11 protein-coding genes and 1 riboswitch are annotated in these 16057 nt (G+C 50.3%); of the genes, 6 read left to right on the forward strand and 5 right to left on the reverse strand.

The window, feature by feature from the left end:
* Positions 1 to 105: 105 nt before the first annotated feature.
* Positions 106 to 1260, forward strand: a complete 1155-nt coding sequence (locus J0A65_RS16805) for an efflux RND transporter periplasmic adaptor subunit (protein WP_206595478.1) — start codon at positions 106 to 108, stop codon at positions 1258 to 1260.
* A gap of 3 nt (positions 1261 to 1263) precedes the next feature.
* Positions 1264 to 4359, forward strand: a complete 3096-nt coding sequence (locus J0A65_RS16810) for an efflux RND transporter permease subunit (protein WP_206595479.1) — start codon at positions 1264 to 1266, stop codon at positions 4357 to 4359.
* A gap of 14 nt (positions 4360 to 4373) precedes the next feature.
* Here J0A65_RS16810 and J0A65_RS16815 read toward each other — a convergent pair whose 3' ends face one another.
* The 4 genes from J0A65_RS16815 to J0A65_RS16830 form a co-directional block, all read right to left on the reverse strand.
* Complete coding sequence (locus J0A65_RS16815) at positions 4374 to 4994, reverse strand: TetR family transcriptional regulator (RefSeq protein ID WP_206595480.1); 621 nt, start codon at positions 4992 to 4994, stop codon at positions 4374 to 4376.
* A gap of 94 nt (positions 4995 to 5088) precedes the next feature.
* Entirely contained in the window at positions 5089 to 5295 is a 207-nt protein-coding gene (locus tag J0A65_RS16820; protein ID WP_206595481.1) for a tautomerase family protein, read from the reverse strand.
* A gap of 23 nt (positions 5296 to 5318) precedes the next feature.
* Entirely contained in the window at positions 5319 to 8492 is a 3174-nt protein-coding gene (locus tag J0A65_RS16825; protein WP_206595482.1) for an efflux RND transporter permease subunit, read from the reverse strand.
* Between the two features lie 12 nt (positions 8493 to 8504).
* Complete coding sequence (locus J0A65_RS16830) at positions 8505 to 9704, reverse strand: efflux RND transporter periplasmic adaptor subunit (protein WP_206595483.1); 1200 nt, start codon at positions 9702 to 9704, stop codon at positions 8505 to 8507.
* An 82-nt stretch (positions 9705 to 9786) separates the two neighbouring features.
* On the opposite strand from J0A65_RS16830, the gene J0A65_RS16835 reads away from it, so the two are divergent.
* A complete protein-coding gene (locus tag J0A65_RS16835) occupies positions 9787 to 10476 on the forward strand; it encodes a TetR/AcrR family transcriptional regulator (RefSeq protein WP_232850016.1) in 690 nt (229 codons plus the stop codon).
* Here J0A65_RS16835 and J0A65_RS16840 read toward each other — a convergent pair.
* A complete protein-coding gene (locus tag J0A65_RS16840; RefSeq protein ID WP_206595484.1) occupies positions 10473 to 10826 on the reverse strand; it encodes a hypothetical protein in 354 nt (117 codons plus the stop codon). The two genes, J0A65_RS16835 and J0A65_RS16840, sit on opposite strands and share 4 nt — an antisense overlap.
* A 430-nt stretch (positions 10827 to 11256) precedes the next feature.
* On the opposite strand from J0A65_RS16840, the gene ccoG reads away from it, so the two are divergent.
* The 3 genes from ccoG (at position 11257) to J0A65_RS16855 (ending at position 15903) form a co-directional block, all read left to right on the forward strand.
* Entirely contained in the window at positions 11257 to 12678 is a 1422-nt protein-coding gene (ccoG, locus tag J0A65_RS16845; protein WP_206595485.1) for a cytochrome c oxidase accessory protein CcoG, read from the forward strand.
* 7 nt (positions 12679 to 12685) lie between these two features.
* On the forward strand, positions 12686 to 13657 hold the full coding sequence (locus J0A65_RS16850; protein WP_206595486.1) for a serine/threonine protein kinase: 972 nt from the start codon (positions 12686 to 12688) through the stop codon (positions 13655 to 13657).
* A gap of 67 nt (positions 13658 to 13724) precedes the next feature.
* Positions 13725 to 13915, forward strand: a riboswitch (cobalamin riboswitch).
* Positions 13916 to 14013: 98 nt separating this feature from the next.
* Positions 14014 to 15903, forward strand: coding sequence for a TonB-dependent receptor plug domain-containing protein (locus J0A65_RS16855; RefSeq protein WP_206595487.1), 1890 nt, complete (start codon positions 14014 to 14016; stop codon positions 15901 to 15903).
* Positions 15904 to 16057: the final 154 nt, after the last annotated feature.

Genomic DNA, 16057 nt, shown 5'->3' on the forward strand with positions numbered 1-16057 from the left:
GCATAAATAGCAAGGTAGGCGCCATTGCTTACATACATTCCTGTATGTATATTCGCGAACCTATGCTGCCAAAAGTGTCAGTTAACTAAATTTGAGGTATCGAATATGCAGAGCAAACTAAGGTGGGTGCTGACTGGCATTGCGGCGGTCGCGATGGTGGGTTGTGAAAAGCCCCAGGCTCCAGGTATGGCACCTGGCGTGCCGGAAGTGGAAGTCGTTACCCTGGCACCTCAGGCAATAAACCTTTCCACAGAACTACCTGGACGTACCGTGGATTTCCGTCAGGCAGAGATCCGTCCACAGGTCAGCGGTATACTGCAAAAACGCCTGTTTGAAGAAGGCCAAATGGTTGAAGCGGGGCAGGTGCTGTATCAGATTGACCCCGCGCCCTATCAGGCCACACTCAGCAGTGCCGAAGCCACGTTAGCCAAGGCCAAAGCCGTGCTTCGTAATGCGCAATTAAAAGCCAAACGAATTAAAGAGCTGCTTGCCACTAAAGCAGTGAGCACACAGGACTACGATGATGCGTTGGCTGCCGAGTTGCAGGCAAAGGCCGAACTAGCCAGTGCCGAGGCGAGTTTGCTGAGCGCACAAATTAATCTCGACTACACCCAGATTAAGGCCCCTATCAGTGGGCAGATCGGCCGCTCCTCAGTAACCGAGGGCGCATTATTAACGGCCAACCAAGCACAGGGGCTGGCCACTATCCGCCAGTTAAACCCTATTTATGTGGATTTAACCCAATCCAGCACAGAGATACTTAAACTCAAACGCCAGTTGCAGCAAGGTGAGTTAACGGCAGTACCGGAAACCGCTGTCACGCTCAAACTTGATGACGGCAGTGTTTATCAGCATCAGGGCAAATTGCAGTTTTCTGAAGTAAACGTAGACCCCAGTACAGGCATGGTCACTATTCGCGCCGTATTCCCTAACGAGCATGGTGAGCTGCTGCCAGGAATGTTCGTTCGTGCTGAGGTTCAGTTGGGTGTAGAGCCACAGGGCTTGTTGATCCCACAAAAAGCACTCATCCGCACGCCCAAAGCGCAAGCCTCGGTCATGCTGGTCAATGGGCAAAACCAGGTTGAAGCCCGCATTATCGAGGTGAGCCGGGCCATCGGCCAATATTGGTTAGCCGAATCCGGTATTCAGGCTGGCGATAAAATTATTGTTTCGGGCTTGCAGAAAGTTCGCCCCGGCGCCCCCGTAAAAGTGCTTGAGCATGCAGTAACGCAGGGCGAAACGGCGAGCGCAGGAGAGTAATTAATGGCAAATTTCTTTATCAACAGGCCGATCTTTGCCTGGGTTATTGCCATCGTCATCATGCTGATGGGAATCCTCTCCATTAAGCAGTTGCCGGTGGAACAATACCCCAAGATCGCGCCGCCAGCGGTAACCATCAATGCCAGTTATCCTGGCGCGTCAGCTAAAACCGCCGAAGATGCCGTCACGCAGGTTATTGAGCAGTCTATGAATGGCCTGGACAACCTGATGTATATGTCTGCACAGAGCGATTCTGTGGGCAATGTTACTGTTACCCTGACCTTCGAGACCGGTACCGATCCGGATATTGCGCAAGTCCAAGTGCAGAACAAGCTACAGCGCGCTATTCCATTGCTTCCGCAGGAAGTGCAGCAACAAGGTGTATCCGTTGCTAAATCCAATGGTAGCTTCCTGATGGTCGTCGGATTTATCTCCGAAGACGGCAGCATGAAGCGCGATGACATCGCCGACTTCGTGGTATCCAACGTTAAAGATCCGGTCAGCCGGACCCCTGGGGTAGGAAACGTCACCGTTTTCGGCAGCCAATATGCTATGCGCGTCTGGCTGGATGCCAATAAGCTCAATCAATACAAGCTCACGCCCACCGATGTCACTGCAGCAATTCGGGTGCAGAACAATCAGGTGACGGCGGGTCAGTTGGGTGGCGCTCCGGCATTACCCGGCCAACAGTTTAACGCGGCTATACTGGCTCAGAGCCGTCTGAGCAGCCCAGAGGAATTCGGCAATATTTTGCTACGCGTCAATGCTGATGGTTCACAGGTGAAACTGCGGGATGTGGCAAAAATTGAACTGGGTGGTGAGAACTATTCAGTAATAGGTCGCTACAACGGCATGGAAGCGACGGGTATCGCCATCGAAATGGCGACTGGTGCCAATGCGCTGGATACCGCAGAGGCCGTTAAGGCCAGTCTTGAGCAACTTAAGCCTTATTTCCCCAATGGGCTTAAAATCGAGATCCCCTATGACACCACGCCGTTCGTAGAAATCTCCATCAGCTCAGTGGTACAGACACTCTTTGAAGCCATCATCCTGGTTTTCGTAGTGATGTATTTGTTCCTGCAAAATCTGCGCGCTACCTTGATCCCGACCCTGGCCGTCCCCGTGGTATTGCTCGGAACCTTCGCCATTATGACGGCACTGGGATTCTCAATTAATACTTTGACTATGTTTGGCATGGTGTTGGCCATTGGCCTGTTGGTAGATGACGCCATAGTCGTAGTGGAGAACGTTGAGCGGGTAATGAGTGAAGAAGGCTTGTCACCTATTGAAGCCACACGTAAGTCCATGGGCCAGATCACCGGCGCCCTGATCGGTATCGGTCTGGTGCTTTCCGCGGTCTTTGTACCTATGGCCTTTATGGGCGGCGCAACCGGGGTTATTTATCAGCAGTTCTCCATCACTATCGTATCGGCCATGGCACTATCGGTGTTGGTGGCATTGATTTTCACACCAGCACTCTGCGCCACTATGTTAAAGCCAATTAAAAGCGACCATCATGCCAAAGGCGGTTTCTTCGGTGCTTTTAACCGCGGCTTTGATCGCTCCAACCAAAGTTACCAACGCATGGTAGGAGGAATGCTAAACCGTCCGACCCGTTCCATGCTGGTATACGCCGCCATCGTAGTAATTATGGGTGTGATGTTTATGCGCCTGCCGTCGTCTTTCCTGCCGGAAGAAGACCAGGGTATTTTCCTGACGATGGTGCAATTGCCGACCGGCGCCAGCCAGGAAAGAACTGAAGAGGTCATGAAAAAGGTTGCTGATTACTATCGTGAAGAGTCCTCTGTGCGTTCGGTATTTACCGTCTCCGGCTTCAGCTTTGCTGGTCGGGGTCAAAACGTGGGCTTGGCTTTCGTGCGTTTAAACGATTGGGATGAACGAGATAGCAGTCAGAGTGTGCAAGCCACTATTGGCCGGGCGATGGGGTATTTCTCGACTATCAAGGAAGCACAGATCTTTGCCTTTAACCTACCGCCCATTGTGGAACTAGGCAGAGCCAGCGGCTTCAGCTTATTCCTGCAGGATCGTGGTGCCCTTGGTCATGAAGCCTTGTTGCAAGCCAGAAATCAACTTCTGGGGATGGCTGCACAGCAATCCGATTTGGTTGCCGTGCGTCCCAACGGTATGGAAGATGCGCCACAATTACAGATTGATGTCGACCAACTCAAGGCTCAGGCACTGGGTATTTCACTGTCAGAAGTAAACCAGACCTTGTCCATCGGCTGGGGCTCGACCTATGTCAATGACTTTGTAGACCGTGGGCGGGTGAAAAAGGTCTATGTGCAGGCTGATGCTCAGTTCAGGATGACACCGGAAGACCTTCAGCATTGGTACGTGCGTAACAATCAGGGGGAGATGGTGTCCTTCTCATCCTTTGCTACCAGCCGCTGGGTTTATGGCCCACAACGCCTTGAGCGTTACAACGGGGTATCCGCCATGGAGATTCAAGGGCAAGCAGCACCAGGATTCAGCTCAGGTGATGCTATGGCGACAATGGAGCAGCTTATTGGTGAATTACCCAGAGGCATAGACTTCGAGTGGACTGCCACCTCTTATCAGGAAAAACTATCTGGCTCTCAGGCTCCCGCCCTGTATGCGTTGTCCGTATTAGTGGTATTCCTGTGTCTGGCTGCACTGTATGAAAGTTGGGCTATTCCTTTCTCTGTCATTCTGGTGGTGCCACTGGGCATTATCGGGGCGTTGAGTGCCGCATTTCTGATGGGCCTGCAAAATGACGTGTACTTCCAGGTGGGTCTGTTGACCACTATGGGACTGGCTTCCAAAAACGCTATCTTAATTGTGGAGTTTGCTCGGGAGCTGCAAGGTCAGGGGATGGCGTTGATGAAGGCGGTACTGGAAGCAGTGCGCTTGCGTCTGCGCCCCATCATCATGACTTCGCTGGCCTTCTCGCTGGGTGTACTGCCCCTTGCGATCAGCAGTGGCGCGGGTTCTGCCAGCCGCAATGCGATAGGTATTGGGGTACTGGGAGGCATGCTGTCGGCCACCTTCCTGGCCATCTTCCTGGTACCAGTATTCTATCTGGTAGTGCAGAAACTCTTCGTTAAACAGCGAACCTAGTAAAAAAGCCGGACTTAGTCCGGCTTTTTTAATCCTAGCAATAATCCGTCAATCAGTTCTGCGGCATGGTTTGCCAAGTCGCACTGCTCCGGGTGCAACAAATACTTGGCTATCAGCCCCCCCAGATAAGCGTTTAAAGCACTGGCTGCCAAGGCCGGCGTTATGGCTGGGTTTAACAAACCTGCCTGGGCTGCTCGACTAAACGCTCGCTGCATAGTGTCATGCACTTCGTTGTTCAGATGTTCTTGCTGACGTACGGCCGGGTTAAGCTCGTCGATGTATTCACAGCGATGAAAGACTATGGTGAGTACCCGACGATGCTGCTCACTCTGCCCAACAATTTCCAGAGAGCGAATCATCACATCGCGAATACGCAAAAAAGGATCGGTCTCGGTGGAATGGTCGAGTTCGGAAAGCATTTGCCTGAAGGGCAGCCGGATACGCTCCAGCATGGCATTAAACAAATCTGCTTTGTCGGTAAAATGCCAGTAGATAGCACCGCGGGTTACGCCGGCAGCCCTAGCGATTTTCTCCAGCGTGGTACGTGATACACCCTGTTCATAAAATAGCTGCTCCGCTGCATTGAGGATTGTGCAACGGGTTGCCTCGGCATCGGCCTTGGTTCGCCTTACCATACGACTGGTCTCTGTATTATTCTTGTTTTGTGCCCTGAATAATACCATAGCCAAGCGCCGAAAAGGCAAATGCCGGGCTAATCCTTGACCTGAATCAGCCCTTTGCTTGTTGACGCTTCCAGTCATCGGTAAGCAGGCCAGCATAGCCCCAATCCTGTTCCTCAATTTCCTGAATAACTATATGGGTATGTTCCGGCTTTTTACCCAGCACTCGGGTCAAGGACTCGGTGAAGTCCTTAACCAACTCGGCTTTTTGCTCGCGGGTAGCGCCCTTTGTAATCTGTAGGTTAACGTAAGGCATTACGGCATCTCCAAAGGGACGGCTTACGCCAACCCTTCATCTGTATCAACATGTTCAGCCTTATGGCGTTCGGCGATTTCATCTGACAACGCCTGACGACTACGTTTTTCGGTCAGCTTGCGCTCGGTTAACCAGAAGAAAAACAGGGGCAGGAAGAACACAGCCAGGAAGGTTGCCGCCAGCATACCGCCCATTACCCCGGTCCCTACACTGTGCCGGGCACCGGCACCGGCGCCTGAACTGAATGCCAACGGCACTACGCCGAGAATAAAGGCCAGCGAGGTCATGATGATAGGTCTGAATCGCAAACGAGCCGCCTCCAGTGCGGCCGTCGCCGCACTCCAGCCCTGCTGATTTTTCATCAACGCATATTCGACAATCAAAATGGCGTTTTTACCCGCCAAACCTAACAACGTGACCAAACCAATCTGGAAATACACGTCATTGGTCAAACCTGCCACCCATACCGCTACCAACGCACCAAAGGTACCAAAGGGCAGGGCCAGCATCACCGACAAAGGCAGTGACCAACGCTCATAAAGTGCAGCTAATATCAGGAATACCATGATAGCCGCCATACCCAGCGCCAATCCTGTGGTACCTGAACTGCGCTTCTCCTGGAAGGCAGACCCCGTCCAATCGTAGCTGATGTCCGGTGGCAATACCTGGGCGGCAATACGCTCAATCTCAGCAATGGCCTGGCCTGAACTGTAACCAGGAGCAGGGTTACCCATAAGTTTCACCGCTGGTAGGTTGTTGTAGCGATCTAAACTGTCAGGACCGGTGCTGTACTCGATATTCGCAAAGGCCGAGATGGGTACCATTTCCCCTTTGCTGCTGCGTACATAGATGCGCCCAATGTCATCTGGTGACATACGAAAATCAGCATCAGCAGACATCAATACCTGCCAGGCCCGGCCAAACTTATTAAAGTCATTAACGTAATAGGTGCCCAGGGTACCCGCCAGGGCATTAAAGGCACCATCAATAGGCACACCCATAGCGTGAGCCTGCTCACGGTCCACATCAATCTTTAGCTGAGGCGTGTTCGGCCGCCATAGGGTTTGCACACCCGCCAAAATCGGGCTTTGCTGGGCAGCTCCCTGCATGGCTTGCATGGCCTGTACCAGTTTCTCTGTGCCACCATCCCCACGGTTTTGCAGATAGAATTCAAAACCACCGGTATTACTCAAGCCAAAGATAGGCGGCGGGTTAAAGGCCAACACCAAGGCTTCCTTGATATGTGCGGTTTTCATAAACAGCTCGTTTACCAATTCCGGGGTAGTGATGTCGCGCTCATCCCAGTGCTTCTGAGTGACGAAAATTGTCGCCGCACTGTTTTTGTAACCACCACCAATAAAGTCAAAACCGGTAAAGGCCACCACGTTGCTGTTGGCGGGGTTTGACTGAATAGCGGCAAGCACCTCGGCAACCACTTCCTCGGTGCGCTCCAACGAAGCCCCATCCGGCAGGAAAATAGCTGAGATATAAAAACCTTGATCTTCATCGGGGATCAGAGAGCCTGGTGTGGCTTTCCACATGCCGCCGGTGATCGCTATCATGCCCACCACCAGCGTCAGGCCAAGCAAGCCACGACGCAGGAAGAAGCTCACCGCGCCTACGTAATTGTGAGTTACCCGATGAAACCAGTTATTAAACCACTGGAAGAATCCTGCGGTCTTTTTATGTTCGGCACGCAGGATCAACACACACAGCGCGGGCGTCATGGTCAGTGCCACCACACCAGATAAAGACACCGAGATAGAGATAGTAATGGCAAACTGACGGAACAACTCACCGGTCAAACCGCCAAGGAAAGCAATAGGGACAAATACGCTGCAAAGTACCAAAACGATAGCCACCACCGGCCCGCTTACTTCATGCATGGCCTTAATAGCCGCATCCCTGGCATTGAGGTGCTCTTCGTGCATGATACGTTCAACGTTCTCCAATACCACGATGGCATCGTCCACCACTATGCCTATAGACAACACCATACCGAACAGAGTCAGGGTATTGATGGAGTAACCCAGCATATACAAACCGGCAAAGGTGCCTAATAACGACACCGGCACCGCCAGCGTAGGAATCAAGGTGGCCCGCCAGTTTTGCAGGAACAGGAAGACGACCAGGAACACCAGAATCATGGCTTCCACTAAGGTCTTTAGCACCTCCCGAATCGACACTTCGACAAAACGGGTCGTGTCGTAGGGAACAGCATGCTCTAACCCAGCCGGGAAACGACTTTTCAGTGCAGCAACAGTTTCGTTAACTTCTTTAGCAACATCCAACGCATTGGCGCCGGGTTGCAGGAAGATCCCCACCAGCACAGCGTCTTTACCGTTAATACGACCGGCAAAGTCATAATCTTTCGAACCCAGTTCAACCCGCGCCACATCTTTAAGACGCAAGGCACTGCCATCAGGGTTTGAGCGAATCAAAATCTGTTCAAACTCTTCTGACGAACTTAAACGCCCCTGTGCTGTGACACTGTATACCAATTCTTGTGGGGAACTGGATGTTGGCGTAGAGCCAATGCGACCCGCTGCATATTGCGAGTTCTGCTCGCGAATAGCCCCGGCGATTTCCTCAACCGTCACCCCTAACTGACTCATTACATCCGGACGCAACCAAATACGCATGGCGTAGTCTTTTGCACCAAATATCTGCACATTGGTGGTACCCGGAATACGCTTAATTTGGTCAAGCACATTCAGGGTCACATAGTTGGAAGTCCACAGAGAATCGCGGCTGCTATCCGGTGAGTAAAACGCATGTACCTGCAGGAAACTGGACGAGCCTTTCTCTACCACTACACCCTGACGGCGGGTTTCTTCCGGCAACCTGGCTTCTACCTGCTTGATACGGTTGTTTACGTTGACCGCAGCTTGATCCGGGTCGGTGCCAATCTCAAAGGTCACCATAATAGTAGTGACACCTGAGCTAGTGGACGTTGAGGACATATACATCATGCCTTCCACACCGGTAATGGCGTTCTCGATAGGGGTCGCCACAGTCTGCTCAAGCACTTCTGCCGAGGCACCAGGATAAACCGCCATCACCTGCACTACCGGCGGTGAAATTTCCGGGTATTGAGCGATCGGCAAGCTGCGCATGGCGGCCAATCCTGCCAAGACCACAAAAATAGAAATAACGAAGGCGAAAATTGGCCTGTCGATAAAGTAACGAGAAAACATGCTAACTCCCTGTTACTGAGCAGAAGATGATGACTGTCCCGCCAACACCACCGGCATACCCGGGAAGAAGATATGTGCCATACCCTCAACGATCACTTGGTCACCGCTTTTCAACCCTTTATGAATGACCCAGCCATTCTCAATGCCCTGAGGCGTCTCCAAGCGCACCCACTCACCCACTTCAACCGGAGCTGGCTGGGCGATATTGCCTTGTTCGCCTTTGGCAAACAGGTACACATATTTACCTGTGCCACTGTCTAGCACGGCTCGCTGCGGTACCACAAAGGTGTTGTCGCGGCTGGCACCTTCCAACACCACACGGACAAACTGTCCGGGCCGCAATTTAAAGTCAGGGTTAGGTACAATCGCCTGTAACTCAGAAGTGCCTGTCATGGTATTGATGCGCACATCACGGAAATTCACTTCACCTATGTGCTCATAAAACGAGCCGTCTTGCAGTTTGATTCTTGTCTGCCAATGACCCTCTTTTGGCAGAGTTAACTTGCCACTTTCTACATCCTTGCGCATACCAAGCTGTTCACGTTCGGACAAGCCGAAACGAATTCGTATAGGATCAAGTTGGGTAATTTGTGTCAGTAGTACATCAGGCCCTGGCACATAAGTTCCTTCAGAGACCTGCTCACGACCAGCGATACCTGTCACCGGCGATTCCACTTTGGCGTACTCCAGATTTAAGCGGGCATCCTGTAGCCTGGCTTCTGCGGCCTTGACATCAGCCATGGCAATCTCTTCGGCCGAAATAGCATTGTCCAAATCCTGCTGCGAGACACTGTTTTGCTTACGCAGCGGTGTCAGACGCTTTACGTCACGACGAGCACTTTCCAATCGGGCCTTTGCTGCCAGCAAATCCGCCTGAGTACGGGCTACTTCTACTTCGAAAGGTTTCAGGTCAAGTGTAAACAGTGACTGCCCCTGTTCCACTTTGTCGCCTTCTTCAAAGTTACGTGACTCCAGAATGCCGGCAACCCTGGCGCGAATTTCCACTTCTTTGGAACCAGATAACGTGGCGGGTAACTCAATAGCAAAAGGTACGGTCTGCGCTTTCATCGTAAGCACTTCAACAGATGCGGGATGCATCCCACCCATCCCATCTGCGGCTGGTGGTTGCTGGCCGCAAGCAACAAGCAAAGTAGCCAAAGAGACTACCGCCAGTTTAGCGTGCAGAGAAAAATTCCTTTTGTATTTACCCATAGGAGCACCGATAGTAGAGAGGCTGAAGCGAATAACCTTAATTTGCTTAAGGCCATGTGATAATAACAACTGAGATAATAACTTGGATAAAGTACACGATCTCGTATACTTTAGCTACGGCTTTATTCGTTTCAAAATGTATCGGCAACTGCTGACCGAGGAGTTAAGTTTGGGTCGAAGTGATGAGAAGCACAATGATATTTTATGTGCTGCTATCCGGGAGTTCTGTGAGAAGGGCATGATGGCAACCACTATGGAGGCTATTGCCAGCCGTGCCTGTGTGTCCAAACGTACCTTGTATAAACACTATCCATGCAAGGAAGACCTGCTGGACGCCGTAGTCAGTCTGTTGCTGGAACGTGTCGAGCCTCTGCAAAAAATGACCTTTGATCCGCAGCGCCCTATCGCCGAGCAACTTAAGGAACTCAGTCAGAAAGTGCTATCGCTGGTATGCGACGAGCACTACCTGCGTTTGAGTAAAATTGTCATTATTGAGTCGATGCGCTCAGAAAAAGAAGCGCTCCGCTTAAATCAGAAGTTCAGTGATTGTGAACAAGACATGCACAACTGGTTTATTCAGGCCAGCAAAGCAGGCGCGCTCGGACAATTGGAACCTGGCTTGGCGGCAGCCATGTTCTATGGAGCGATTAAAGAAATGGCTTTCTGGGATCAAGCTATATGCTGGAAGCCGTTGTTAAATGAACAAGAAGCAAGAAAGTTGATGGAACAAACCTGTCGTTTTTTCCTTACCGCGATTCAATCCAAGTGCTAGTCAAAGCTAGTTCTCCCGATCTCAGAGCATAAGTAGAGCAAGGTAGCCCCGTATACAAAGGGATTTTTGTCTTTGTTAACGCAATAGTACAGTTGGAAATGCTCCATCTTCGCGCGGCTGGAGAGCATGTCCATAATGTAGTCTTTTTGATAGTCATTCATTGCCGCAATATTTGGCCGCACCCGATCACGCAATGCAGCTAATTCCTGACGTTCTGCAGTCTGTGCAATTTCCGTCATCCAGTTCGACAAACTTTGTTGAATATCCCCTAGCCAGTACTGCACAAAAGACGAGCGTAATACCACCACCAGTAAGGCAATTTCCAAAATGATAATAAAGGTACGTTTCATTGTGCTACATCAATAGTCAAGTACGGTGAAAATCATACCTTATAGACTGGCAAAGTCCCATATGACTTGCTTATCTGCCGGGATAACTAGCAATAAGTATTCATTACTATGCTTAAATTTAATTTAGCGAATCAAGCGATACAATGTGTCAAAAATTCGGGAGGTTCACCGGAGTAACCATCCAACCCCTTGTCATTTAACGTTATTTTAACAAATGTCAGGAGAAATCTGGTTTATTCTGAGGTAGACGACCTTGCAGCCAGCTAAATTAAACTTATAATTTTCAGAAATTTTTGAAACTTCAAAAACAAACAAAAATAGCTGAGTAGCGATGAGCTAATATGCTTTACAGGCATTCAGGTCGCGCTATTGTAAATAAAATAAGGGAACAGCTAGATTCCTCAATGTGCATTACCAGAGACCAGGACCCATGAGTGAACGAATCCCAGTAAAAGATGTAACTCCCGTACAGATTCATCGGCCAGCAGAGCAGGAAAGTCCGGATGCTTCGCGCAAACGCATTTATGTGCGAGCCGTACAAGGCCCTCTGGAAACCTTCCGACGCTATTTTGGCTTTTTCTTTCTGGCCATATTTGTGCTTTTGCCTTGGATTCAATATGACGGACATCAGGCTATCCTGTTGGATATTGGCGAACAGCGCTTCACCATTTTCGCCCTGACGCTCTGGCCACAAGATCTCACCATACTTGCCTGGATTTTTATTATTGGAGCCTTTGCGCTGTTTTTCGTCACCACCTTTGCCGGTCGGGTTTGGTGTGGTTTTCTATGCCCTCAAACCACCTGGACTTATATGTACGTCTGGTTTGAAGAGAAGATTGAAGGTAGCAGGCACCAACGCATGAAGTTGGATGCCCGGCCCATGGACTTTGATAAATTTTGGCGCAAAGGCCTTAAACATCTGTGTTGGTTGATTATCGCCGTGCTGACCTCACTCACTTTCGTAGGTTATTTCACCCCAATAGACAGCTTGTTCATCGACTTCTTCACACTGCAAAACAGCTTCTGGATCGGTTTGTGGGTATGGCTTTTCGCTTTCTGTACTTATGGTAACGCTGGTTGGATGCGCGAAATCATGTGTACCCATATCTGCCCTTATGCCCGCTTCCAGTCAGTCATGTTCGATAAAGACACTTTTACCGTGACCTATGATGAAAGGCGCGGCGAAAAGCGTGGACCGCGGGGCCGTAAAGTTAGTCGAGAAGCCTTGGCTGCTGATGGCGTAGGTGACTGCATCGATTGCAGCCTATGTGTTCAGGTTTGCCCAACAGGCATAGACATTCGTAACGGCCTGCAATACGAATGTATTAACTGTGGCGCCTGTGTTGACGCCTGTAACGGCGTCATGGATAAAATGGGTTACCCCAAGGGGCTTATCAGTTATACCACCGAACATAAGATGAAAGGCGGACATACCCATATTGTGCGTCCCAAATTGGTGGGATACGCCGTGGTATTAATGGTCATGATAGGCTTCCTGGCACTGGATTTATTTACCCGGATACCTTTGGATGTAGATATTATTCGTGACCGTAACCAGCTTTACCGTGAGACCAATGATGGGCTGGTGGAAAACGTATATACTCTGAAAATCCTGAACAAATCCCAGCATGATGCTCGCTATATTTTGTCGGTAGAGGGCTTGGATGGGCATCGACTGACAGGTAACCGGGAGTTTCTGGTACATGGCGGTGAGGTTTATGTCGAGCCTATCAGCGTCGCCATCGACCCATACAAGCTCGAAAGTAGCATTGTTGAAATTCGCATTAAGGTACAATCTCTGGACAATGAAGAAGTGAGTGTGGTCGCACCGACCAAATTCTTGTACCGATAGGAACCTAATGTCCGATTTCAGCTTCCATAGTCTGACCCCGGATCTGATCCTGGATGCCATTGAAAGCACTGGCATCCGGGTGGATTCAGGCCTGCTGGCCCTGAACAGCTACGAGAACCGCGTCTACCAGTTCATGGATGAACAGCGCAAACGCTATGTCGTTAAGTTTTACCGCCCCAACCGTTGGACAACGGCGCAAGTTCAGGAAGAGCATGACTTTGCGGAAGAATTGCTGGAACAGGAAATCCCTGTCGCCGCGCCGCTTAAATTAAACGGCCAGACTCTGCACCAATATGAGGGTTACAGCTTTGCCTTGTTTGCTTCTGTGGGCGGACGGCAGTTTGAAGTAGACAATCTCGATCAACTGGAATGGATGGGGCGCTTTATTGGCCGTTTGCATGGGGTTTCGAAAACGCGTCCCTTTACTTCACGCCCCGGTATCGACACACAGAGCTTCCTGTTTGAACCCCGCAAAGAACTGCAACATAGCAACCTGGTGCCGGAGTCACTGAAAACCCCGTTGTTCACTATTATGGATATGGTGATAGACAAGGCTGCCGGTCTTTATCGTCCTGGTAACCAGATCCGTCTGCACGGTGATTGCCACCCTGGCAATATTCTGTGGCGTGACGGACCTACTTTTGTGGATCTGGACGATTGCAGAATGGGTCCAGCCATTCAGGATCTGTGGATGATGCTATCAGGGGATCGTGCTCAGCAATTGCTGCAACTGGATACGCTGGTGGGTGCCTACGAAGAGTTCAGTGATTTCGACCATAAGCAACTGGTGTTGATTGAGCCGTTGCGCGCCATGCGTATGGTGCACTATATGGCCTGGTTGAGTCGTCGCTGGGAGGACCCAGCCTTCCCTCAGGCTTTCCCCTGGTTTGCCACCGACAAATACTGGGAGCAGCAGGTATTAGCACTGAAGGAACAATACTCAGCCTTGCAAGAGTCCCCATTGTCACTGCTTCCCTGAGGGAGGTTGCTACTTTTGTGCCCATAAGACCAGTTGAATCCAACTGGTTTTTTTATAGCTTTACTTTATAATCCCGCTCGATTGAGGTGCCTTCTGTAATAACAAAAGGTGAAACGGGAAGTCATCTGACGCTGCCCCCGCAACGGTACGCAAGTATCAGAATCATCATGCCACTGTAGGATTTTACTATGGGAAGGCGATTCTGCTGCCACTTTGGCACTTGCCAGCCCGGAGACCGGCCTTAATCCAATCAACGGCGCAAGGGACTGGATTTGAAAAGATCCATACTCAGACAAGCCCATTGCCGCCACCAGGAAACCAGCGCTCGGGTGGAGCGCCAACCTAGGTACAAAACTATGCAATTCAAACACACAACTTTAGGGTTGGCGGTGTTCGCCAGCCTGTTCGGCACTTCTGCAGCTATCGCGCAGGACGATATTGAAACCATCAGCGTGATTGGCGCGCGCCAGCCCATTGAACTGTCACGTTTAAGCGCGTCGGTTTCCGTTATTGACCGCGCAGAAATTGAAAACTCCGGGGCTCTCAATCTAGCAGATATACTCCGCAGTCAAGCAGGTATCAGCATCTCCCAATCCGGCGCAAAGGGCACGGAAACTCGTGTAAGACTGCGAGGCAGTGAATCTAACCACATATTGGTATTGGTTGATGGCGTTGAGATTAATAACCTTAGCGACGGAGCCGTGGACTTTGCCCACGTCAATCTGGATAACGTTGAACGAATCGAGCTCTTACGCGGCCCTCAGAGTGCTTTATGGGGTAGCGGCGCGGTAGCAGGCGTACTAAACATTACGACGCGCCAGGGCACAGAGCAGACTCGTGGCGGTGCGCGAATTGAAGTAGGTGAGGACAGCAGCGCCAAACTCGCAGCAAATGTAAGTGGTGCAGCAGACGCCTTTAACTACGCTCTGTCTGTCAGCCACTTCTCTACCGACGGTCAAAACATCTCTGCTCAAGGCAATGAGCGCGATGGATACCGCAACAACGAATTTAATACCCAGCTAGGTTACAAACTGTCAGAGCAGGTAAGAGTGACAGCGAATTTACGCTATGTAGATTCCTACAACGAGTATGACGCGGGTGGAGCTGATGCTGAACTCTATACACATGGTCGTTTTGCCAGCGGCAAATTGGGTTGGTATTACACAGCGGTAGATACTCGCTGGCAACATGAAGCCGGATATCAGTTCAGCCGCAGCGAAACCGTTAGCAATCTGACGAGTGAGGCCGATAGCAATAAGCAACGCTGGTATTGGCAAAGTGCTCTGAACTACAGCCAGGCTGGTCGTATTGCAATGGCGTTAGAACATGTAGATGAAGAATTTACTCAAATTGGTTTAGCGAGTGTTTGGGGGGACCCCAACCAGACACAGGAAAACCAAACCCAGTCCGCGGTGTTAGATGTAGTTCATGAAGTTCTAGAGGGTCTGAGCCTTACTGCCAACAGCCGCTATGATAGTAATGATGAGTTCGATGATGCACTAACCTTCCGCTTAGGTGGGAGTTATTTGTTAGATGGCGGGCATAAGATCTATATCAGTCATGGTAAAGCTGTAAAAAATCCCACATTGGTTGAACGCTTCGGTTACTTCCCAGCAGACTTTCTTGGTAACCCTGCACTTGAACCAGAGAAGAGCATTAGTACGGAGCTCGGAGGCCAGTATCAGATAAACGCCGACTGGTTCACCGAACTTAACTTGTACTTCACGGATCTAGAAAACGAAATTAACGGTTCGTTTTTTGACTTAGCGAATGGACGCTATACAGCTATAAACGTGGCTGAGAATAGTAAGCGCAGAGGAGCCGAATGGCAGCTTAAAGGAACAATTGGTGAGCTTAAGGTAGACCTTAACTACAGTTATCTTGATGCGAAAGAGAAAGTTAAAAAAACCGATCCTCCTCGGGTTGAAGAACAAACAGAAGTTCGCCGTCCTCGCCATCAAGCCAATTTAACACTAAGTCAGGACTTTTTTGAGCAAAAAGCTAATGCGTATATACAGCTACAGTATCAAGGAACAAGAGAAGATACCTTCTTTGGCACCTATCCTTATGCTCAACTAAAGCTCAATGCTGTAACCTTAGTGAATGCTGCCGTAAGCTTTAAACCAGACCAACATTGGACCTTCGCGTTGCGCGCTGAAAACCTCTTTGACCACGACTATGAAGAGGTAATAGGTTACCAGCGCCAGGGGCGCACGGCTTACATCAGTGCTGGCTATCAGTTCTAACTAGCAGGGGCGGCAACGCCCCCTTTTTTGTCAGTCTTAAACCACCTCCTATGGAGGTGGTGATCGTCCAGTCGGGGCTATGCCCGTAAAGCGCCCATGCTAGATACTGACTTTTGTTTGTTACCAGCAAATAAAAGGAGTAAATAGCATGAGC

The organism is Bowmanella yangjiangensis (assembly GCF_017255015.1).
GTDB lineage: Bacteria > Pseudomonadota > Gammaproteobacteria > Enterobacterales > Alteromonadaceae > Bowmanella > Bowmanella yangjiangensis.